General features: G+C 53.6%; 24 protein-coding genes. 7 read left to right on the top strand and 17 right to left on the bottom strand.

What is annotated here, in order from left to right; genetic code table 11:
- Nucleotides 1-2 precede the first annotated feature (2 nt).
- The 11 genes from OGY19_RS01000 to OGY19_RS00950 form a co-directional block, all read right to left on the bottom strand.
- Nucleotides 3-1,694 carry a glycosyltransferase family 2 protein gene (locus OGY19_RS01000; RefSeq protein ID WP_115601347.1) on the bottom strand — a complete coding sequence of 564 codons (1,692 nt, stop codon included), beginning with the start codon at nucleotides 1,692-1,694 and terminating at the stop codon, nucleotides 3-5.
- A complete protein-coding gene (locus OGY19_RS00995) occupies nucleotides 1,685-2,038 on the bottom strand; it encodes an ApeI family dehydratase (protein WP_061068761.1) in 354 nt (117 codons plus the stop codon). The genes OGY19_RS01000 and OGY19_RS00995 overlap by 10 nt, the downstream gene beginning before the upstream one ends.
- Complete coding sequence (locus tag OGY19_RS00990; protein ID WP_115601348.1) at nucleotides 2,025-3,386, bottom strand: AMP-binding protein; 1,362 nt, start codon at nucleotides 3,384-3,386, stop codon at nucleotides 2,025-2,027. The genes OGY19_RS00995 and OGY19_RS00990 overlap by 14 nt, the downstream gene beginning before the upstream one ends.
- A complete protein-coding gene (locus OGY19_RS00985; RefSeq protein WP_115601349.1) occupies nucleotides 3,383-3,964 on the bottom strand; it encodes a COG4648 family protein in 582 nt (193 codons plus the stop codon). The genes OGY19_RS00990 and OGY19_RS00985 overlap by 4 nt, the downstream gene beginning before the upstream one ends.
- A 6-nt stretch (nucleotides 3,965-3,970) precedes the next feature.
- Nucleotides 3,971-4,222, bottom strand: a complete 252-nt coding sequence (locus tag OGY19_RS00980) for an acyl carrier protein (RefSeq protein ID WP_005121566.1) — start codon at nucleotides 4,220-4,222, stop codon at nucleotides 3,971-3,973.
- Nucleotides 4,223-4,234: 12 nt separating this feature from the next.
- Nucleotides 4,235-4,492, bottom strand: coding sequence for a phosphopantetheine-binding protein (locus OGY19_RS00975; protein WP_048213596.1), 258 nt, complete (start codon nucleotides 4,490-4,492; stop codon nucleotides 4,235-4,237).
- Complete coding sequence (locus OGY19_RS00970) at nucleotides 4,473-5,288, bottom strand: lysophospholipid acyltransferase family protein (RefSeq protein ID WP_048213595.1); 816 nt, start codon at nucleotides 5,286-5,288, stop codon at nucleotides 4,473-4,475. The genes OGY19_RS00975 and OGY19_RS00970 overlap by 20 nt, the downstream gene beginning before the upstream one ends.
- Entirely contained in the window at nucleotides 5,285-6,007 is a 723-nt protein-coding gene (locus OGY19_RS00965) for a beta-ketoacyl synthase chain length factor (RefSeq protein WP_048213594.1), read from the bottom strand. Before OGY19_RS00965 ends, OGY19_RS00970 begins: the two co-directional genes overlap by 4 nt.
- Nucleotides 6,008-6,047: 40 nt before the next feature.
- Entirely contained in the window at nucleotides 6,048-7,109 is a 1,062-nt protein-coding gene (locus OGY19_RS00960) for a class I SAM-dependent methyltransferase (protein ID WP_040231691.1), read from the bottom strand.
- Between the two features lie 68 nt (nucleotides 7,110-7,177).
- A complete protein-coding gene (locus OGY19_RS00955) occupies nucleotides 7,178-7,555 on the bottom strand; it encodes a hypothetical protein (RefSeq protein ID WP_122973906.1) in 378 nt (125 codons plus the stop codon).
- A gap of 471 nt (nucleotides 7,556-8,026) precedes the next feature.
- Nucleotides 8,027-9,073 carry an AI-2E family transporter gene (locus tag OGY19_RS00950; RefSeq protein WP_048213592.1) on the bottom strand — a complete coding sequence of 349 codons (1,047 nt, stop codon included), beginning with the start codon at nucleotides 9,071-9,073 and terminating at the stop codon, nucleotides 8,027-8,029.
- A gap of 133 nt (nucleotides 9,074-9,206) precedes the next feature.
- On the opposite strand from OGY19_RS00950, the gene OGY19_RS00945 reads away from it, so the two are divergent.
- On the top strand, nucleotides 9,207-10,424 hold the full coding sequence (locus OGY19_RS00945; RefSeq protein ID WP_003827545.1) for an MFS transporter: 1,218 nt from the start codon (nucleotides 9,207-9,209) through the stop codon (nucleotides 10,422-10,424).
- 3 nt (nucleotides 10,425-10,427) lie between these two features.
- On the opposite strand, the gene OGY19_RS00940 is transcribed toward OGY19_RS00945, so the two are convergent.
- Nucleotides 10,428-10,985, bottom strand: a complete 558-nt coding sequence (locus OGY19_RS00940; RefSeq protein ID WP_101742578.1) for a DcrB family lipoprotein — start codon at nucleotides 10,983-10,985, stop codon at nucleotides 10,428-10,430.
- A 72-nt stretch (nucleotides 10,986-11,057) separates the two neighbouring features.
- Nucleotides 11,058-11,723: a 7-cyano-7-deazaguanine/7-aminomethyl-7-deazaguanine transporter gene (locus OGY19_RS00935; protein ID WP_003837818.1), complete on the bottom strand. Its 666-nt coding sequence runs from the start codon at nucleotides 11,721-11,723 to the stop codon at nucleotides 11,058-11,060.
- A gap of 168 nt (nucleotides 11,724-11,891) precedes the next feature.
- Here OGY19_RS00935 and tusA point away from each other — a divergent pair, with 168 nt between their 5' ends.
- Complete coding sequence (gene tusA / locus OGY19_RS00930) at nucleotides 11,892-12,137, top strand: sulfurtransferase TusA (RefSeq protein ID WP_003023404.1); 246 nt, start codon at nucleotides 11,892-11,894, stop codon at nucleotides 12,135-12,137.
- A 93-nt stretch (nucleotides 12,138-12,230) separates the two neighbouring features.
- On the opposite strand, the gene zntA is transcribed toward tusA, so the two are convergent.
- Together zntA and OGY19_RS00920 are read right to left on the bottom strand one after the other, a co-directional pair.
- Nucleotides 12,231-14,429, bottom strand: a complete 2,199-nt coding sequence (zntA, locus tag OGY19_RS00925; RefSeq protein ID WP_115601350.1) for a Zn(II)/Cd(II)/Pb(II) translocating P-type ATPase ZntA — start codon at nucleotides 14,427-14,429, stop codon at nucleotides 12,231-12,233.
- Between the two features lie 74 nt (nucleotides 14,430-14,503).
- Nucleotides 14,504-15,130: a lysoplasmalogenase gene (locus OGY19_RS00920; protein WP_016151123.1), complete on the bottom strand. Its 627-nt coding sequence runs from the start codon at nucleotides 15,128-15,130 to the stop codon at nucleotides 14,504-14,506.
- A gap of 141 nt (nucleotides 15,131-15,271) precedes the next feature.
- Here OGY19_RS00920 and OGY19_RS00915 point away from each other — a divergent pair, with 141 nt between their 5' ends.
- On the top strand, nucleotides 15,272-15,631 hold the full coding sequence (locus OGY19_RS00915) for a DUF2500 domain-containing protein (protein ID WP_115601351.1): 360 nt from the start codon (nucleotides 15,272-15,274) through the stop codon (nucleotides 15,629-15,631).
- A 100-nt stretch (nucleotides 15,632-15,731) separates the two neighbouring features.
- On the opposite strand, the gene OGY19_RS00910 is transcribed toward OGY19_RS00915, so the two are convergent.
- Nucleotides 15,732-16,007, bottom strand: a complete 276-nt coding sequence (locus OGY19_RS00910; protein WP_048213588.1) for a DUF1145 family protein — start codon at nucleotides 16,005-16,007, stop codon at nucleotides 15,732-15,734.
- Nucleotides 15,997-16,593: a 16S rRNA (guanine(966)-N(2))-methyltransferase gene (gene rsmD, locus OGY19_RS00905; protein WP_286596186.1), complete on the bottom strand. Its 597-nt coding sequence runs from the start codon at nucleotides 16,591-16,593 to the stop codon at nucleotides 15,997-15,999. The genes OGY19_RS00910 and rsmD overlap by 11 nt, the downstream gene beginning before the upstream one ends.
- Before the next feature lie 151 nt (nucleotides 16,594-16,744).
- On the opposite strand from rsmD, the gene ftsY reads away from it, so the two are divergent.
- The 4 genes from ftsY (at nucleotide 16,745) to rpoH (ending at nucleotide 21,101) form a co-directional block, all read left to right on the top strand.
- Nucleotides 16,745-18,271 carry a signal recognition particle-docking protein FtsY gene (gene ftsY / locus OGY19_RS00900; RefSeq protein ID WP_115601353.1) on the top strand — a complete coding sequence of 509 codons (1,527 nt, stop codon included), beginning with the start codon at nucleotides 16,745-16,747 and terminating at the stop codon, nucleotides 18,269-18,271.
- Nucleotides 18,272-18,273: 2 nt separating this feature from the next.
- Complete coding sequence (ftsE, locus tag OGY19_RS00895) at nucleotides 18,274-18,942, top strand: cell division ATP-binding protein FtsE (protein WP_006687468.1); 669 nt, start codon at nucleotides 18,274-18,276, stop codon at nucleotides 18,940-18,942.
- Nucleotides 18,935-19,993, top strand: coding sequence for a permease-like cell division protein FtsX (ftsX, locus tag OGY19_RS00890; RefSeq protein WP_048213585.1), 1,059 nt, complete (start codon nucleotides 18,935-18,937; stop codon nucleotides 19,991-19,993). Before ftsE ends, ftsX begins: the two co-directional genes overlap by 8 nt.
- Before the next feature lie 253 nt (nucleotides 19,994-20,246).
- The gene (rpoH, locus tag OGY19_RS00885) at nucleotides 20,247-21,101 is read left to right on the top strand and encodes an RNA polymerase sigma factor RpoH (protein WP_003023425.1); all 855 of its coding nucleotides are present in this window, start codon (nucleotides 20,247-20,249) and stop codon (nucleotides 21,099-21,101) included.
- Nucleotides 21,102-21,176: the final 75 nt, after the last annotated feature.

The raw sequence follows: 21,176 nt of genomic DNA, 5'->3' as shown, positions 1-21,176 counted from the left end.
CTTTACTCCTTGTCTTTGGTGTCCGGCAACTGCCAGAAATCGAAAAAGTTAAACCAGTCGAGTGGCGACTGAAGTGCATAGTGCTCAAGGCGTTCGGCGTAGCGATCGACGGTATTCTGTAATGCCTGTTGTCGGGTGGCACGCGGCAAGAGCAGCGGGTCAGCAAATGGTTCGCAGTGGATGCGTAGTTTCTCCTGCTGGCGCAGGGCGAAAATCAGATCCACCGGACAGCGTAAAATAGACGCAAGAATGAACGGGCCCTGTGGGAAGGGCGCAACTTGCCCCATAAAGCGGCTCCAGCAGACACGCCATTCGCCGCCACGTTGGGTAGTGACTGCGATGCGATCACCAACGATGGCTATCCATTCGCCACGATCCAGTTTCTCTTTGAGCAGAATGGCGGTATCCGGGCCAATATCGTTCACCGGTAGCAGGTTTAACCCGGCCTGCGGGGCCATCTCTTCCATAATTTTTTTAAAGCGTTGGGCGTTATCGCTAAATACCAGCGCATTGATTGTTTTACTGCCCTGTAGCTGGGCGAGTGCCCGACAGGCTTCGACATCGCCCAAATGTGAGGCCAGCAGCAGTTTTCCTCGCGGGTCGCTGACATTTAGCGTCTCTTCTGCGCCTGGTGCAAAAACAACATCGCGGCCGACGTGCAGCTCACCGCGCCAGCTGGCAATTTTATCCAGCATCGCGCCGCCAAAACGCAGGAAATGCTGATAACTGGTCAGGTTTGACGGTACTGGCATCCGGCGTGCGATCAGTTGCGCCCGTACGCGGCGAATCCAGCTCTGAGAGGCTTTTCGGGCAGTTGATGCGGTGAGCCAGTAAACGCCGACTACCGGATACAGTAGCAGGGAGAAGGCTTTGCGACCCAGTAAACGCCAGACCAGCAACATCAGACGCATTCCCCACAGCCCTTTGACTTCCTGCTGCTGCGCCCAGTGCGTTGATGAACGACGAAAAAGCAGGGAGGGGATGCGTGGCAACATGCCAAAAAACAGGCGAGTGTGCATTAATGAAATGCGCAGATTGTCTTTGAGCGCGTCAAAATGGGATAGCCCGTCCTGCGGATAGATGACTCGTGTGGGGATAAAATAGCTGGGGTTGCCTTGCCAGTAGAGACGCACCATTACTTCTGTATCAAAATCCATCCGTTTGCCGAGCGTCACGCGCTGTGCCAGTTGCAGTGTAGGTGTCACCGGATACACCCGGAAGCCGCACATGCTGTCTTTTAGCTGCATCGAGAGCGTTTCTATCCACACCCAGATGTGGGTTACCCAGCGTCCGTACAGGCGCGAGCGAGGGACAGAATCATCGTAAATCGGTTGCCCGGAAATGAGCGCTGCCGGATGTTCTTTTGCCAATGCAAGTAGTCTGGGAATATCTTCAATGGCATGCTGACCGTCGGCATCGACCTGCACGGCATGACTGAAACCGGCATCTGCCGCCGCCTGAATTCCGCTAATCACCGCCGCGCCTTTGCCTGCGTTGACCGGCAGGCGAATTAACGTCAGATTGCCGTATTCTGCCGCCAGGCGTGCCAGTTCATCTTGTGTGGTCTTGTCGCTGCCATCGTCCACCACAATGCAGGGGAGATTGAATGGCTGAAGACGATCCAATACGCCCGACATCATTGCGCCGTGGTTATAGCAGGGGATCAACACGCACGGGGAAAACGTCAGCGACATAACCGAATCTTCCCGCTGCTGGCGGTATGGCGCGCTTCACCGTCGTGGCGCTGATAACTAAAAGAGAGCATCTGACGTTCTTCCTGCCAGCTCAGACTCAGGGTGATGGTGGTTCCAGGCAATAGCGGTGACTGGAACTTCACGTTCTGAATACTGTGAAAACGCCAGCCAGGGACCAGCAACGTGGTGGCGTAATGCATCGCCCAATCCAGCTGTGCAACGCCTGGCAGTAGTGGCTGCACGGCAAAATGCCCGCTGAACCAAAACAGCGAAGGGTCGAGATGTAAAACAATCTCAGCCTGTTGAGGCTGTGCCTGATGGCGCTCGATTTCATGGGGTTTCATGAAATAACTCCTGTAATTGCGCATAGACACGCTTGTTCATACTGTTGACCGGAATCTCATCAATCACCCGCCAGTAGCGGGGAACGGCGACCGGCTCCAGCCAGGGCAACAGCGAACGTCGCCAGGTCAGTTCTTGCTGTTTTCCTCCGCATGCGAGCCAGCGTTGGTGGGTTTTGTCATCCAGTACCAGCAGGACGCCAACGCCCTGGCGTCCCCCGCGTGAGACCGGCAATGCCGCGACATCACGGATACCGTCCAGTGCCAGCAAGCGTTGCTCCACTTCGCTGAGTGAAATGCGTTTCTCTTCAATCTTGACGACTCGCCCGCGCCTGCCCATCAGGCGAAACTGACCGTTTTCGGTAAATTGCAGAATATCATCCAGCAACAGGCCATCATCAGCGGCAATTAGCGGTGAAAATACACGAAACGCGTCATTTTCTGGCTGAAATCTGACGCCGGGAAAAGGCAGCCATGCCACATCATCTTGATGGCGATAACGCCACGCAAGGATCCCGGTTTCAGTGCTGCCGTAGATCTCATCGGGCCAGACATTCAGCCAGTCAGCAGCCTGTGCGACGTCCTGCCAGGGCAGCATACCGCCCGCAGACAGAATCAGTTCGACCGGCGGCGGTGCCAGATGGTGGTCGAGGCGTTTCAGAAACGCCGGACTGCTGATAAACGCATACCGATGCTCATGGCTCAGCGCCGCCAGTTGTTCGGCATACCATAGCATTGCCGCGTGCAGCGGCAGACCTAAGGCCATTGGCAAGAAGATACGAAACGTCAGACCATACAGATGTTGCGGAACCACTGACGCGACCACCCGGCAACCTGCGAGACGATCGGCAAAGCGCGTCGCGAGCAATGCCGCTTCGCTATCCAGGCGAGCGATCGGTTTGATCACGCGTTTCGGCTGGCCGGTCGAACCGGAAGTGAACAACTCCACAAAGGCGTCGCTGCATATTGCCGGAAACGTGATGTCGTGGGTCACGGATGTCATGGCAGAACTGACCACCCGTAGCGTTCCCTGCCACTCCAGCGTTTTATCGCTCAGTACGCCGTCAAACAGCCTGTGCTGCTCGTTTAACAACGAAACGCGACAATGCCCTGGGATCACCGGCGTTTTGCCAGCATGTAGCGTGGCCAGCAGCGCGACGATAAATAAATAGCTGTTCTCGAAGCACAATGCCCAGCGCTCACCTTCCTGCTGCTGCAGGTATGTTATCAACTGGGCCACATCATGGCGCAGATGACCCAGCGTCCAGGTATGCTCTTCCTGCCACGCAACAGGGACGTCGTTCGGGCGTGGGTCACAGAGCCATTGCGCAAGTGTGAGGGGCTGCTTCATTGGGTATCTCGTTTTATCACCAGTTGGCGAACTAACCACTCGCCGGCCATCAATGTTCCCATCAGTAAATAGGAAACCATACCGTTCCAGGTCGTCCACAGGGTCATATCGCCATTCAGTGCGGTAAAGAGCGCAACGCTGCCGTTGATGATGAAAAAGGCGCACCAGATTTGTGTCACACGGCGTGTGTAGCGTACTCCTGTCTCGGGCAGATTTGGGTCGCGCAGCCGCGCCAGGCGTTCAACAATGGGCATCGCGGACCAAAGCGATCCGCCAAAAACCGACAGCATCACGGCGTTCACCACTACCGGATAAAACAGCAGCAACTGATGCGTTTTGAGCAGATAACTGGCAATGCACAAGGTGATACCCGCGACCGCCACGACCTGTGTCACGACGCGCAACGGCCCCGCCTGTCGCCGGGTCTGGCGAAAGCGTAAAAAAAGGAGTAGCGCCATCAACGGTAGCAACCAGTGCAGACTGTTATGCGCAAGGCCAAACCAGATCAAAAACGGCCAGGCCAACAACAGTAGGCCTGTTAGCAGTTGTACGACTGGCAGCGAGCGAGTGCCCGACACGGTGAATTACGCTTCTTTGAGAAGGCGTTCTACCGCGTCGACGACATCTTGTACGGTGCGTACTGCTTTGAACTCTTCCGGTTTAATTTTCTTACCGGTTTTCTTTTGCAGATGCACGATCATGTCGACGGCGTCGATGCTGTCGAGTTCCAGATCTTCGTACAGGCGCGCCTCAGGCTTAATGTCCTGCGGGTCGACTTCAAATAGCTTGACCAGCAGTGATGAGACTTCTTCGTAAATGGCTTTTTGTTCGGTCATAACGGACTATCCTCAGGCACGTTGCGCGTGAATGAACGATGCCAGCGTGGCGACGGAGAAGAAGTGCTGGCGCATTTCTTCGCTCTCTGCTGAGAGGACCACGCCATACTCGTTTTTTACCGCCAGCCCAAGCTCCAGGGCGTCGATTGAGTCCAGACCTAATCCATCGCCAAAGAGTGCCGCTTCGGTATCAATATCGTCAGCTGTCAGTTCGTCGAGATTCAATGTCGTTATAATGAGATTTTTGATTTCAAGATAAAGCGCTTGCATCATTAATTCCTGAAAGAGGTAAAGTACCTGGTTGTAATTGAAGCAAAAGATGCCGGTTCAACTGCCTTGCGGCCAGCGCCGGTTCTTGTGAATTTGCGTCGTAAAATTGGTCGATCTTAACCCGTTCGTGTACTGAAACGGTAAACATGGGCTTTATCGATGGGACGTCGTACCATTTGCTTTCTTTATCCAGCATTTGTTCGCTGCAGTTTATGGTTACGATGCGTAAATCGCTGCTGCAGCGTACGGCGATATTCGCCGCACCACGCTGTAACGTCATTTCCTCTCCGGGGCGTGTACGGGTTCCCTCGGGGAAAATTAAAATGGTATCGCCTTGTTCCAGACGTTGCTGGCACGCGGGTAACAGCGCATCAGCCTGACTGTTAATCAGATAATCTGCTGCCCGGACCACGCCGCCAAGAAACGGGTTTTTTAGTAATGCGCTTTTCACCAGACAGTCGGTTTCTGGCATGACCGAGGCCAGTAGCACGTAGTCGATGAGCGTCGGATGATTGGCGACGACCAGGCACCCTTGTTCGTTGCGTAAAATGTCTCGTCCTGCAATCTGGTAATCCAGCACGCCAAGTCGCTTCGCCACCGTTAAAAAGAGGCGAAAACTGGCAGCAATGCTGCGTCTGGCGATACGCCGACGTCGGGCTTTATCCCATACTGCGATGAGCAATACGTTAAACCAGACAGTAGAAAGGAGCAGTCCGCCGAGGCCAAACAGGGCAAAGCAAAAACCGGTCATCACCAGTCGCCATACCCAATTAAGCCGCAGGAAAATCGTGTTCATCCCTGACTCCACTGCCACTGTACGCGCTCGCCTGGCAGGGTAAACGCCGCGGTATCTTGCAAATAATGTTGTAAAAACAACAGGCTTTGTGGCAATGGCGTCTCACCTTGCGCGCAGTGTGGACGGGTTTCGCATTGCCAGCGATCACCGGATTCAATAACCAGCGCGACGGCAAACGGCCATGTCGGCATATCAGGCGGCAACTGCGGATGATAAAACTCGGGCAGAAAACCGTCGAAATCGACCATCAATACGCGCTGATATCCCGCCTGTAACAGCCCGATGACTTCGCATAGCCCCTGCTGGAACGTATCCCTGCCAGCGGAAAGCGAGGAGGAGACAATCGGCTTTTTCGCGGCGATGGTCAGGTTTCCCACGGCAGAATTATGCACAGAGAGGGCGAAATCGGTTGGTGAGAGAGCCTGCTCAGTCGCCAGGGCGTGCAGGATCCTGTAGTTACGCTCCAGTTCACCATGGCGGCTGGTGTACAACACGGCATCGATATCATGACGGCGTAGCATCGCCAGCCCGCAATCAACGGCCAGTTTGCTACCGGAGCTGAGGCGGCGAGCCGTCATCATCGGTAACTCGCTGAGTTTAGCCAATGGCGCGGTGGGATCGATGGCGTGCGAAAACCGTGACCATTCATGCCACTGTTCTGTTTCGCTTAATCCTGGCGCCTTGGCCTGCCAGTCGATAATGTTGAAAGCAAATTTCATCAACGCGTATCCGCGGTAAATCGGTTGTTCCGATTGTTTCTTATTTTTTCTTCTGACATATCAATAAAGTATGCCCAACACCTAAGTTGTCGTGGCGTTCATCTACCTGAAAACCTGCCTGATTCAGATAGTGATAAAACTTCTCTACGCTGTAGAAGCGGCTGTTGCCATTCGCCATACAGGTAAAATAAAGCGAAGACGCATTCAGGCTAAATGAGGCCGCTTCAAATTTTTGGGCATCCCAAAACAGTTCCATAATGCACAGCTTCGCGCCCGGTTTCATCACCCGAGCAATGTTGCTCAGAATGGCGATAATTTGTTCCGGGGAAAAACAGTCCAGAAATTGGCTCATCCACCAGATATCTGCCTCTGCGGGTAAAGGCGAGTCGCTAAGCATATCCACAGCATGGAAATTTATGCGATGGGATAATCCCGTATTTTCGATATTTTCGCGGGCAAGTGCAATTTGTTGCGGCAAATCTAATAGAGTGACTGCAATATTGTCATCATGTTGACAACAACGTAATGCCCATTTCCCGGTATTTCCGCCGACATCGTACAGGGTTGCAGGGGCGCTGGCGAATACATATGGCAATGCGGCATCAAATGCGCCATCTGAATAGTAATGATCGAAAGCGAACCAACTTTCACGCGCAGCCAGGGGTAATTGCGACAGTGCAGGATAGATTGTTGGCCAGTCGCCAAAAATTTTTAATCCCGCGGGCTTCCCTTCTTTCAGCGCATTCTCCAGATAGAACAGTCCCTGATAACAAACATCCTGGGTGAAATCCATATTCACACGCGTCATCGTGTCATGTAAAAGGAAGTGGCCGACTTTAGCGAGGTAATAATATCCTTCTTTGTGGGTAATAATTCGCCCACTTAACCCCATATCCAACAGGATGCTGGCGGCATATTCGTTGATGGTGCTGTTTTCGGTAATTTCGTCGAGCGTGGCGCCGCGTTTACCTTGCTTGTCCAGCCAGGTGAGTACTCCCGCATTTCGCAGACACAACGCGGTTTGAAAAAGCATAGGGGCAAAGGCGATACGTTGTGCTTCAGTAATGGCATCCAGTGCGCTAAGCGAATCCTGTTCGTACATGTGGGGACAACCTGTTAAATGGCAGAGAGTAAGAGTATCGGGCCTTTTCGGCCCGACTTTAGGCGTAATTACAGATTGGCACCGGCTGACAGATTGAGCTGGATGTCTTTATCCAGATTGCGTACCCAGCGGTTGTAGTTTTTATGAATTTTTCCACCAGAAGCCTGCAGGTTAAGGCTGCTGTCGTATTTAATGTCATAGCTGGTGGCGGTATAGGTGATACGGACTTCAGCCACATGATCTCGGGTTTGTTGGCGTGCTTTAATGACACCAGGACCGGCTTCAGACATGACCCATTGGCGTTGAATGCCCGCTTTCAGAATGGCGGTTTTAACCTGATCCTGAGTGTGCCCCGCGCTTACGCTGGTGTGAACTTGATCGATCGGCGCAGTACGTGCACATCCCGCCAGCGCACCGACAACGGCAATGGCCGCAAACCACTTAATATACTGTTTCATTAAAACTCCCTCTCAAAGTACTGTTTATACGTGTTTAATAATAAGCTTCGAAATAATGATCACCCTGCAGTTCCCGTGATTTTATTTAAGCTAAATCAGCATTTTATTTCACGTGTCCGATAGCAAGGCGATGAGGTTGCCGGATGGTAATATTCGGTGACTTTCTTCAACGGAAATTTTTCAGCGTAATCATCGGCGAGAAGTATAGATTTTTAGATAAAACGTATCAAATAAAATAACCTTTAAATATAGGCAGATAGTTTGAGTTAAATGCTGTGGGGGGATTCATTATTCTTATGTGGTTTGGCAAAGACATCCGTACGTTGACTTATGTATTTTCTTTATTAAAAAATGAAATCCTTTTCACTCTTTATTTAAGATAAATTGCGATATATACCTGTATGGATATCAGTTTAACGGGCATATAAAAAGATAAAAACTACCTCGGTTGGTAGTTTTTCAGGGGAGCCGACTTTTGGGTCTGCCGGGACCCAGCAAAATGGCCAGTTTGCTGCCACCGGTGGTGGTTTCCATCCAGATTTTACACACGCTGGTTAACGGCACAGAGAGCAGCATGCCTACCGGGCCGAGCAGCCATCCCCATACCAACAGAGAGAGGAAGACGATTAGCGTCGATAATCCCAGGCGATGCCCCATCATGCGCGGCTCGAGGATATTGCCAATCACCATATGCACCACCAGAAACAGCGCGCCGACCAGTACGCATTCGTAAATGCCGTTGAACAGCAGCGCCTGAATCATGGGCGGCACGGCGGAAATAACCGAGCCTATATTGGGCACATAATTGAGCAGGAAGGCCAACACGCCCCACATCAGAGCAAACTGAATCCCCATCAGCGCCAGTCCCAGCCAGACGATAGCGCCAGTCCATAGGCTGAGCAACGTTTTCAGTGCCAGATAGTGAGATACGCCCTTGAGCGCCCGATGCAGCCCTGCAATATGGATTTGTGGGTTGTTCAGCGCAAAGCGCAGCTTATAAGGAACATGGCGCACCTCAAACAGCATAAAGACGACCGTCATCACCAGCAGAACGACGCTGGCCATGGCGCCAGAGAGGCTGGTCATCAGTGTGGTGGTGAAGGTCATGAGTTTATCGGAATCGATACGTTGCAGGATGCGCTCTGGCGACATATGCAAATTCAGAAAGGGCACCATCTCTTGCAGATACAGGACTTTGCGCGTCAGCTCCTTATTGTATTTGGGTAGCATAGCCATGAATTCCGTGATCGAAGACGCCAGAACGCCGATCAGTGCCGTGAGGACGAACAGCATGACCACCACTACGAGCGTAATGGCAACCGGGCGACGTACTCCCCGGCGAATAAACCAGGTGACCAGCGGATTCAACACAATGGCAAAAAAGAGAGCCAGCAGCAGTTGCACAATGATATCCGCCGCGGCATGAATACCGGCGAGGATCACCACCAGCGCGGCCAGTTTAAGTAAAATGTGCAAACCTGTTTTGTCAGGCTGAATGGTTGTCATGTCTTCTTCCTGTGTGCATTTTTGCATTAAGTGTAGCGGCTGGCTTGCTGCCGATATTCCTAATCTGGTTACTGATTTCTGGGCTGCAACATGGTAGAAATGAAACACTGTTGTGAATATGTGGTGACCCTCCATGCCCGAACCCGTCGCTGAACCGACGCTGAGCGGTTTACGCCTTAATCTGCGCATTGTCTCCGTGGTGATGTTTAACTTCGCCAGCTATCTGACCATCGGCCTGCCGCTCGCGGTATTGCCGGGCTACGTCCATGATGTGATGGGATTCAGCGCCTTTTGGGCTGGACTGGTCATCAGCCTGCAATATTTCGCTACGCTGCTGAGCCGTCCACATGCTGGTCGCTATGCCGATTTGCTGGGGCCGAAAAAGATTGTGGTATTCGGACTGTGCGGCTGTTTTTTAAGTGGTCTGGGCTATTTACTGGCGGGCTCAACGAACGGCTGGCCGTTGGCCAGTCTGCTGCTGCTATGCCTGGGTCGCGTGATCCTTGGGATCGGGCAAAGCTTTGCCGGGACTGGCTCTACGCTGTGGGGCGTAGGGGTGGTTGGCTCAATGCACATCGGACGGGTGATTTCATGGAACGGTATTGTCACTTATGGCGCGATGGCGATAGGCGCCCCGCTGGGCGTACTGTTTTATGCCTGGGGTGGCTTACAGGGGCTGGCGCTGACGGTAATGGGCGTGGCGCTGCTGGCAATATTGCTGGCGCTCCCTCGTCCGGCGGTAAAGGCCAGCAAAGGCAAACCGTTGCCGTTTCGCGCGGTGCTCGGACGCGTCTGGTTGTACGGCATGGCGCTGGCGCTGGCCTCGGCCGGCTTTGGGGTGATCGCCACGTTTATTACCCTGTTTTACGACGCTAAAGGCTGGGACGGCGCGGCTTTCGCGCTGACGCTTTTTAGCTGCACGTTTGTCGGTACTCGTCTGCTATTCCCAAATGGCATCAACCGGTTAGGCGGGCTGAATGTCGCGATGATCTGCTTTAGCGTCGAGATTGTTGGGTTGCTACTGGTCGGGATGGCTTCCATGCCGTGGATGGCGAAAATTGGTGTTCTGCTGGCCGGGGCCGGGTTCTCGCTGGTTTTCCCGGCGCTGGGCGTGGTGGCGGTAAAAGCGGTCCCACAGCAAAACCAGGGCGCTGCGCTGGCGACCTACACGGTATTTATGGATTTATCGCTGGGTGTTACCGGGCCGCTGGCTGGGCTGGTAATGACGTGGGCGGGCGTGCCGGTTATCTATCTGGCGGCAGCAGGGCTGGTGGCGGTGGCGTTATTGCTGACCTGGCGGTTAAAAAAACGGCCTCAGGTGGTGTCACCGGAGGCCGCGTCATCGTCTTAACCGTTACTGGATAACCAGCGTGTTAATGATGTTTTCTGCGGTAGTCTGCGCCTTTTGCTGATCGTCAGCAGGCAGCGTGATTTGCAGGGTCAGCAGTTGGTTATCCACTTTGCCCAACACCACAGAAGAGTAAGCGGTCTGGCCTTTAGCCGAGATGATGCTGTCTAACTGCTGCAGCGTGTGGCCTTTCAGCTCAATAGATTTATTGGTGACGACCTGCAGCTGCGGGTCACGGCTACGCTGCTGATCTTCCAGACGTTTTGCCAGCACAGCCAGGTCTTCGTTGGTGTTGTCGCCAACAATCACAATCACCGCTTTCTGGCCGGTTGCGTCAGAATAGACGTGCATATTGTTCGCCTGAGTGCCCAGCTTACCGCTCTGATCGGTCATATCCGCTGGCAGGGAAAAACTGAGTTTGCCGTCCAGCAGGCTGACCGGTTGTCCGCTGGCGCTACTTTCTGCGGCAGCTTTCTCTGCTGGCGCTTTTGTATCGCTATTATCACAGGCCGCAAGCCCCATAACCAGCAGGCCAATACCGACATATTTAACCAGATTGCGCATTGACTTCTTCCTTTCGATAAACGGCCATAACGGCTCATTCGTCCATCTTATCACAACTCGGAAAATGAACCTTTAACTCGTCTGCAATGCAGCGATTTCGGATTTATCTGCCAGCCTTTTCAGCAACATATTCAGCAGCACGCCGTACATCGGCAGGAAGAAAATAATGCTGATCAGCACCTTGAAACAGTAATCGACCAGCGCGATTTCCATCCAGTGCTCGGCCATAAAGGCATCCGGGCTACGCCAGAAAGCGATAAAGAAGAAGGCCAACGTATCGCTGATGTTGCCAAACAGCGTGGACGCCGTTGGCGCCAGCCACCAGCGACGGTTCTGACGCAGGCGGTTAAAGACATGCACATCCAGAATTTGTCCCAGCGCGTAAGCCATAAAGCTGGCGGCGGCGATACGGGCGACAAACAGGTTAAAGTGCAGCAGTGCGCCAAATCCCTGCCATGATCCCATATAAAACAGGGATGAAACGACATAGGAGATCAGTAGCGCGGGGATCATCACCGCAAAGATGATGCGTCGAGCCAGCGGCGCGCCAAAAATACGCACGGTCAGGTCGGTCGCGAGGAAAATAAACGGAAAGCTAAACGCGCCCCATGTGGTATGGAAACCAAAAATGGAGATTGGAAGCTGCACCAGATAGTTGCTGGAGGTGATCACCAGCAGATGGAATAGCGATAGCCAGAACAACGCTTTTACGCGCTGAGTTTGTGTAAACGGAGTCATATTGTGACCTTTTTGTTGGATGGGGTGAGGGAACCCAATAAAAAACCGTCGCATGATACTGCTTTAAGAGCACATTGCAATGGTTGTTTTTCACGCAATCGTTAACCTGATTGGCTTACGCCACAACAGAGCGTAAAATAACGCCGTTTTTGAATGAACGAGACTACGATGAGCGATCTGTTTACCTCTCCCGACCATACTCTTGATGCCCAGGGACTGCGCTGCCCGGAACCGGTGATGATGGTGCGTAAAACCGTACGTGGCATGCAGGCCGGTGAAACACTGCTGATTGTCGCCGACGATCCGGCAACAACCCGCGATATTCCTGGCTTCTGTACCTTTATGGAGCATGAGCTGGTGGCTAAAGAGACCGACTCGCTGCCGTACCGCTATCTGCTGCGTAAAGGTCACTAGTTTTGTTTGCCGGATGGCGCTAACGCTTATCCGGCAAACAAAGAACGTGTAACCCGTAGGCCGGATAAGGCAACGCCGTCATCCGGCAAAAAACTATCCTTTACGTAACAACCGCAGCGCGTTAGCGGTCACCAGTACCGTTGCCCCTGTATCCGCCAGCACTGCCAGCCACAATCCGGTTATCCCGAGCAGCGTGGTGACGAGGAAAATCCCCTTCAGGCCAAGCGCAATCGCAATGTTCTGGCGAATATTGGCGTGGGTGGCCCGCGCCAGTTGAATCATTTGTACCAGACCGCGCAGGCGGTTGTGGGTCAGGGCGGCATCAGCGGTCTCCAGCGCGACGTCGGTTCCGCTCCCCATCGCAATGCCGATGGTAGCCGCTTTCATTGCCGGTGCGTCGTTGATACCGTCGCCAACCATCGCCAGCGGCGATTGTCGGTTGAGATGGGAAACTGCCTGCACTTTATCTTCCGGCAATAGCCCCGCTTTGAATTCAAGGCCCAGTTCACCGGCAATGGCGGCCGCTGCACGTGGGTTATCACCAGTCAGGATCACCCCTTTCACGCCAATCTGATTAAGTTCGCTGATGGCGGTGCGGGCATCGTCGCGCAGCGTGTCCTGTAAGGCCAGCACGCCGAGTACAGTATCGTTACGCAACACCAGCACCACCGTTTGACCCGCGCTTTCCAGCTCGCTTATCTGCCCGGCAAAAGCGTCGGCAGGTTGTTTACCGGCGGCGCAAATCAGCACGCGCTCGCCGTCGACCCGCGCTTCAATGCCAGATCCGACTAATGCGCGCTGTTCTTTCGCGACAGGTATAGCCAGTTCGCGCGTTTGTGCTTCCCGAACAATCGCCTGCGCCAGCGGGTGTGTCGCGCCTTGCTCTACCGCTGCCGCCAGTGCCAGCAGTTCAGCCTCACCAATTCCGCTTGCCGGATGAATCGCTGTGACGCGCGGTTTACCGATGGTCAGGGTGCCGGTTTTATCAAACGCCACCTGCGTGACTCTACCCAACTGTTCCAACGCGGCACCGCCTTTGATTAACGCCCCACGACGCGCCGCAGCGGCCAGACCAGAGGTAATGGCTGCGGGGGTTGAAATCACCAGTGCGCAAGGACAGCCAATCAACAGCAGCGTCAGTCCTTTATAAATCCACTCCTGCCAGGATGCGGCAAACAGCAGCGGCGGCACGAGGGTGACCAGCAGCGCAACCGCCATAATGGCTGGGGTGTAAATCCGGCTGAAACGGTCAATAAAACGCTCAATGGGAGCGCGACGTTCATCCGCTTCTTCAATCAACTTCAAAATACGGTCAATGGCGCTGGCGCCCTGTTCGGAGAGCACTTCCAGCGTAACCAGACGATCCACGCTGGTGGCGCCTGCCGGGACTTTCTCGCCGGTGGCGCGTTCAACCGGGATCGATTCGCCGGTCAGGGCGCTTTCATCAAAACTGGCAAACCCGGAAACCAGTTTGCCGTCGGCAGGTAAACGCCCACCCGCGGCCACTTCGATAAGATCGCCAGGGCGGAGGCTATTAATAGCCACCTCTTCGCGCTCGCCGTTACGCAGGCGCGTGGCGGTTTCCGGTTTGAGCGCCATCAGCGCGCTAACCCCTTTACGGGCACGGCTGGCAGCCCATCCTTCCAGACGCTCGCCGATTAAAAACAGCAGCAGTACCATGGCGGCTTCCGCCGTCGCGCCGATAAACAGTGCGCCGATGGCGGCCACGCTCATTAATGTTTCAATGGCAAAGTAGCTGCCGGTTTTCATCAGACGCAGGGCCTGACGGGCAATGGGGTACAGACCGACCAGGGTGGTGGCGATAAACGCTATCTGACCGAAGGGATGATTGAACTGCTCCAGCCCCCAGCTAATCGCCATCATGATAATCAGCGAAATCAGTGGCAGATTTTCTTTAAACCGCGATTCGGGGGCTTCTTCTGGTGCCTGCTCATCACGCAGGGTATAGCCTGCTTTCTGCACCGCGTTTTCAACTTGCTTGCGGATATCGGAACCGGCGTCGACCACCAGTTTTTCGGTGGCAAACAGCACCTGAACCTGGTTAACGCCGCTGACCTGGCGGACCGCATTCTCTACTTTTCGGGCGCAGGCCGCGCAGTCCATGCCTGCCACTTTCCAGGAATAACGGGTACCTAGTACGGTATCGGATACGGGTGGCGTAGTGGAGCAAGTTCCTTCGCAGCAGCAGTCATCAGCCTTCTTTGGCGCAGGCGCTGGCTTGAAAGAAGAGAATTGTGGGGCTTTTTTGCCACTGGTATCAGGTGTCGACATGGCATCCTCCGATTGATAATCATTTCGTATTAACCGGAGGATACACTCTGGAGTCGACTCCAGAGTCAAGCATTTTAAAGATACAACGAACGAACAATCAGGAAATGTCCGGCGAAGTAGCAGGCGGCGGCAATGGCGTTATCGGCGCGGAAGCGGCGACGGTAATGGCTACCCAGCCAGACAATATTGCCGATGAACAGGAGCGATGCGCCCATAAATGCCGACAGCGCCGGAGCGGTCGGGCGGAAGAACCACAGTTCGCCAGCCATCCAGACCATCATCAGTGTGATGCCAATAAAGGTACAAATAGCGATGCGCAACTCTTCCAGGCGCGTCCAGATCACAGCAATCAGCAACGCCCCCAGCACCACCAGTACCAGCGGCAAAGGCCAGAAGAACGACAGCGTCATTTGGCTGGCGAAGTAAATGGTATACAGCAGGTGTGACAGGAAGAATGCCCCCACTGCGTACAGTAGGCGTTGGCGCGGCAATAGCGTCAGCGCGTCGCCCAGCAGCGAAGCCAGCAAGCCGGCCAGTACCAGGTAACTGATAGCGTTAAACATTGGCGCCTGCCAGGCCAGCAGCGCCAGCAGGAGTAACGTCAGGGGTTTAAAGACCCAGCGTTGCCAGGCAGGCCCACGATAGGAAGCATCCACGAACAACCATGCGGAAAGGCAGACTGCGATAAACGACCAAAGCATCTTAGTTCCTTGAATTCGTTATTTTTTCGTAAGCGGGGTGCTCACGGCTCTACTGTCCAGTGTAGAGGTCGATACTGCCAGATGACAACACCATAACGGGCAATGTATGCTTATTTCCGCATTTTCTGATGGGTTAATAATATGAGCAAGCCACCACTTTTTTTCATTGTTATCATTGTCTTAATCGTTGTCGCAGCGTCGTTTCGCTTTGTTCAGCAGCGACGTGAAAAAGCGGATAATGATGCCGCGCCGCTGGTGCAAAAGCAGGTGGTGGTGACGAATAAGCGGGAAAAGCCGCTAAACGACCGACGCTCCCGTCAACAGGAAGTGAGCCCGGCGGGCACCAGCATGCGCTATGAAGCCAGCTTCAAACCGCAAAGCGGCGGCCTGGAGCAGACATTTCGTCTGGATGCCCAGCAGTATCATGCGTTAACGGTTGGCGACAAAGGTATACTGAGCTACAAAGGTTCGCGTTTTGTTGATTTTACGCTTGAACGCTAAGGTTTCATTTGGCTGATGCCGGATGGCGGTTTACGCCTTATCCGGCCTCCTGGTTTTGTCGCTCCGGCTCGCTATGCGATACCAGGCAAAGTGAGCACCATTACTTCTTCAACTGGTCTTTAATCTTCTTCTGCCATACCAGCAGTTCAAATACGCCGAACAGAAAAATACGCACTTTCTCGCCGCTGGTCATTTGCGGGCCATCTTTCGGCATGGTTGATTTCAGCAGCGCCAACTGCATGCCGTGCATCAGCACCATAAACACCAGAGCCACATTCACGAAGATATTGAGCGGACGTGGGAACGGTTGAAAAATATTCAGTAGCAGGAATGCCCAGACACACAGCATCAACAGACGTCCCAGATTAATCAGCATGTTGCTCTCCTTGTGCTTCACGTTGATACAGACGATAAGCAACCTGCCCAGCCACTTTTTCGCGGTATAACGACCAGTTAACCGGAACCGGCGGCAGGCCGTTTTCGACTTCGCTTTCCACGTAAATATACGCTTCATTTGCCAGCCAGCCGCGAGTTTCCAGAAGAGTTAATGTTTCTTCCAGTAATCCTTTACGAAACGGCGGATCCACAAACACCACGTTATGCGGCGTACCGGCCTGGGCCAAAAATGTCAGGGTATTGGTGTTGACCACGCGGGCATGGGGTGCTTTCAGCGTGGCGAGATTCTTTTGCAACTGCTGAGATACCGCGCGATCCATCTCCAGAAGCGTCGCATTTGCCGCATAGCGAGAGAGGGCTTCCAGCCCCAGCGCGCCGCTGCCGGCGAAGCAGTCCAGACAGTGAGCATCGACCATCACCGGGGCCAGCCAGTTAAACAGCGTTTCGCGTACGCGGTCGGTGGTCGGACGCAGTCCGGGGCTGTCCGGAACCGGGAGTTTACGGCCTCGCCATTGCCCGCCAATAATGCGGATCTGTCCGCTGCCAGAGTGATTCGATTTTTTCATTTCTATTATTGCTCAATCCGCCTATAGCATGTCATTCCAGGCGGTGATGTGAGTTAAGTTAAGTGATAGACTATTTCATCATTTTTTTAGCTGCTATGTACATAGCGTTGACGCTGTGCCATGAAGCAACAGCGGGGGAGTGTAGTCGCAAATGGCGAAAGAGAAAAAACGTGGCTTTTTTTCCTGGCTGGGCTTTGGTCAAAAAGAGCAGGCACCGGAAAACGAGACAGAAGTAAAAAACGAAGAACAACAACCGGTTACTGAAGAAGCTACCGTCGTTGATGAGCCGTCACGCGCGCAGGAAACGCATAGCGAGGCGGAAACAGAAGCCTTTGCAGCTGAAGTTGTTGAAGTCACTGAACAGGTTGCGGAAATCGAAAAACTGCAGCCGGAAGAAGAACCTGTCGCCGAACAAGCGCAGCCGGAAATTGAGCCGGTTGCTGAACCCGTTGCTGAAACTGTAATGGAAACGCCAGCAGCGGTAGTTATCGAACGCGAAGAATTACCGCTGCCGGAAGAGGTGAAAACCGAAGACGTTTCTGCCGAAGAGTGGCAGGCCGAAGCGGAAACCGTAGAAATCGTTGAGGCGGTTGAAGAAGAAGCCGAAAACGAACCGCAACTGACCGACGAAGAGCTGGAAGCGCAGGCGCTGGCCGCTGAGGCCGCTGAAGAAGCCGTCATAGTGGAGCCGCCAGAAGAACCTGCTGTAGAAGAATCGGCAGAAGAAGAGGTGGTTCAGGAGCAGGAAAAACCAACCAAAGAAGGTTTCTTTGCGCGCCTGAAACGCAGCCTGCTGAAAACAAAAGAAAACCTCGGTTCCGGATTTATCAGTCTGTTCCGTGGTAAAAAGATCGACGATGATCTGTTTGAAGAGCTGGAAGAGCAGCTGCTGATCGCCGATGTGGGCGTAGAAACGACCCGTAAGATCATTGCGAATCTGACTGAAGGTGCCAGCCGCAAGCAGCTTAAAGATGCGGAAGCGCTGTACGGCCTGCTGAAAGAAGAGATGGGCGAGATTCTGGCGAAGGTTGACGAACCGCTGAACGTTGAGGGCAAAACGCCATTTGTTATCTTAATGGTTGGCGTCAACGGTGTGGGCAAAACCACCACTATTGGTAAGCTGGCGCGTCAGTTTGAGCAGCAGGGTAAATCGGTGATGCTGGCGGCGGGCGATACTTTCCGTGCGGCGGCGGTAGAACAGCTGCAGGTCTGGGGTCAGCGTAACAATATTCCGGTGATTGCTCAGCACACCGGCGCAGATTCTGCGTCCGTTATCTTTGACGCCATCCAGGCGGCGAAAGCGCGTAACGTAGACGTGCTGATCGCTGATACCGCAGGGCGTTTGCAGAACAAATCGCACCTGATGGAAGAATTGAAAAAAATCGTTCGCGTGATGAAGAAGCTGGACGAAGATGCGCCGCATGAAGTTATGCTGACTATCGATGCCAGTACCGGGCAGAATGCGATAAGCCAGGCCAAACTGTTCCATGAAGCGGTGGGTTTAACCGGTATCACCCTGACCAAGCTGGACGGAACGGCGAAAGGCGGGGTCATTTTCTCGGTTGCCGATCAGTTTGGTATCCCTATCCGCTATATCGGTGTGGGCGAACGTATCGAGGATTTACGTCCGTTTAAAGCGGGCGATTTTATAGAGGCACTTTTTGCCCGAGAGGATTAACAATGATTCGCTTTGAACATGTCAGCAAGGCCTATCTCGGTGGGAGACAAGCGCTGCAGGGAGTCACATTCCATATGCAGCCTGGCGAGATGGCGTTTCTGACCGGCCACTCCGGCGCGGGGAAAAGTACCCTGCTGAAGCTGATTTGTGGAATTGAACGGCCCAGCGCCGGGAAAATCTACTTTAGCGGGCATGACATCAGCCGTTTGAAAAACCGTGAAGTGCCGTTTCTGCGTCGTCAGATCGGCATGATTTTTCAGGATCACCACCTGTTGATGGACAGAACCGTCTTCGACAACGTGGCAATCCCACTGATCATTGCGGGTGCCAGCGGGGACGATATTCGTCGTCGCGTGTCAGCGGCGCTGGATAAGGTCGGGCTGTTGGACAAAGCGAAGAACTTCCCGATTCAACTCTCCGGCGGTGAACAGCAGCGTGTGGGCATCGCCCGCGCGGTGGTGAACAAGCCTGCGGTACTGCTGGCGGATGAACCGACGGGGAACCTGGATGACGCGCTGTCAGAAGGGATCCTGCGTCTGTTCGAAGAGTTTAATCGCGTCGGGGTAACGGTATTAATGGCGACGCACGATATTGGGCTGATCTCCCGTCGTTCTTATCGCCAGCTTGTCCTGAGTGACGGACACCTGCATGGAGGCCTGGCGCATGAATAGGCGTGACGCTATCAATCAAATCAAACAGTTCGGTGGACGACTGGATCGCTTTCGTAAATCGGGCGGCGCGCCGGGTGATGGCGGTCGCAACGCGCCAAAACGTGCGAAAGCGTCGCCAAAACCGAACTCGCGTAAAACCAACGTCTTTAACGAGCAGGTACGTTATGCGTTCCAGGGCGCGTTACAGGACCTGAAAAGTAAACCGCTGGCGACATTTCTGACGGTGATGGTTATCGCTATCTCACTGACGTTGCCAAGTGTTTGTTACATGGTCTACAAGAACGTGAACCAGGCGGCAAGCCAGTATTACCCGTCCCCGCAGATCACCGTATATCTGCAAAAAACGCTGGATGATGATGCGGCGGCACGTGTGGTGGGGCAGTTACAGGCCGAACAGGGCGTGGAGAAAGTGAATTACCTCTCCCGTGACGATGCGCTGGGCGAATTCCGTAACTGGTCTGGCTTTGGCGGCGCGCTGGATATGCTGGAAGAGAACCCGTTGCCCGCCGTGGCGGTGGTGATCCCGAAACTGGATTTCCAGGGCACGGAATCACTGAACACGCTGCGTGATCGTATTGCACAAATCAACGGTATCGATGAAGTACGCATGGATGACAGCTGGTTTGCACGACTGGCGGCGTTAACGGGCCTGGTCGGACGCGTTTCCGCGATGATTGGCGTGTTGATGGTGGCGGCGGTCTTCCTCGTCATCGGTAACAGCGTGCGTCTGAGCATTTTTGCGCGTCGCGATACCATTAACGTACAGAAACTGATTGGTGCGACGGATGGATTTATCCTGCGTCCGTTCCTTTACGGCGGCGCGCTGCTGGGTTTTTCCGGCGCATTTCTTTCACTGATTTTGTCAGAAATTTTGGTGATGCGCCTGTCATCAGCGGTGACTGAAGTGGCACAGGTTTTCGGAACGAAGTTTGATATCAACGGCTTATCATTCGATGAGTGCTTGCTACTCCTGCTGGTATGCTCAATGATTGGCTGGGTGGCAGCCTGGCTTGCCACGGTTCAACATTTACGCCACTTTACCCCCGATTAAAAAATCTCTGGTATAATCTTTCCCTGCACTGAGTAGTTCGCTCTGCAGGGAAAGAGCCCTGTTTTCTCTTCCCGGCGCATTCATCGTGATGTCACATTTTGTGCGTAATTTATACACATTACGACATGGAACTTGTGGATAAAATCACTGTCTGATAAAAGATTGAATGATATTCTCGTTGCTCATAAGCTCTGGCATGGTTGTTGCTATTGGTTTTTACCAACGCCAGATGACAAAGATTGAGAGGATTTGAATGACCAAAGAAATGCAAAATTTAGCTTTAGCCCCTGTTGGTAACCTGGAGTCTTACATCCGGGCTGCGAACGCGTGGCCGATGTTGTCGGCTGACGAGGAGCGGGCGCTGGCTGAAAAGCTGCATTACCAGGGCGATCTGGAAGCAGCTAAAACGCTGATCCTGTCTCACCTGCGCTTTGTTGTTCATGTTGCTCGTAACTACGCGGGCTATGGCCTGCCGCAGGCGGATCTGATTCAGGAAGGTAATATCGGCCTGATGAAAGCCGTGCGCCGTTTCAACCCGGAAGTGGGTGTGCGCCTGGTCTCCTTCGCCGTGCATTGGATCAAAGCCGAGATCCACGAATACGTTCTGCGTAACTGGCGTATCGTGAAAGTCGCGACCACTAAAGCGCAGCGTAAGCTGTTCTTTAACCTGCGTAAAACCAAGCAGCGTCTGGGCTGGTTTAACCAGGATGAAGTGGAAATGGTTGCTCGCGAGCTGGGTGTTTCCAGCAAAGACGTGCGCGAAATGGAATCCCGTATGGCGGCGCAGGACATGACGTTTGACATGTCTTCGGACGACGAGTCCGACAGCCAGCCGATGGCTCCGGTTCTGTATCTGCAGGATAAATCCTCCAACTTTGCTGATGGCATTGAAGAGGATAACTGGGAAGATCAGGCCGCGAACAAACTGACCCACGCAATGGAAGGTCTGGACGAGCGTAGCCAGGACATCATTCGTGCCCGCTGGCTGGACGAAGACAACAAGTCGACGTTGCAGGAACTGGCCGATCGCTACGGCGTTTCCGCTGAACGTGTTCGTCAGCTTGAAAAGAACGCGATGAAAAAACTGCGTGCGGCGATCGAAGCGTAAACTTTCTGCCAAACTGAAAATGCTGATAAACCCTGGATGAAAATCCGGGGTTTTTTGTTTTTATCTCTCCTGCTC

The sequence above is a fragment of the Citrobacter sp. Cy070 genome, from assembly GCF_030332245.1.
Lineage (GTDB): Bacteria > Pseudomonadota > Gammaproteobacteria > Enterobacterales > Enterobacteriaceae > Citrobacter > Citrobacter youngae.
This window is presented reverse-complemented; position numbering and strand designations above follow the sequence as displayed.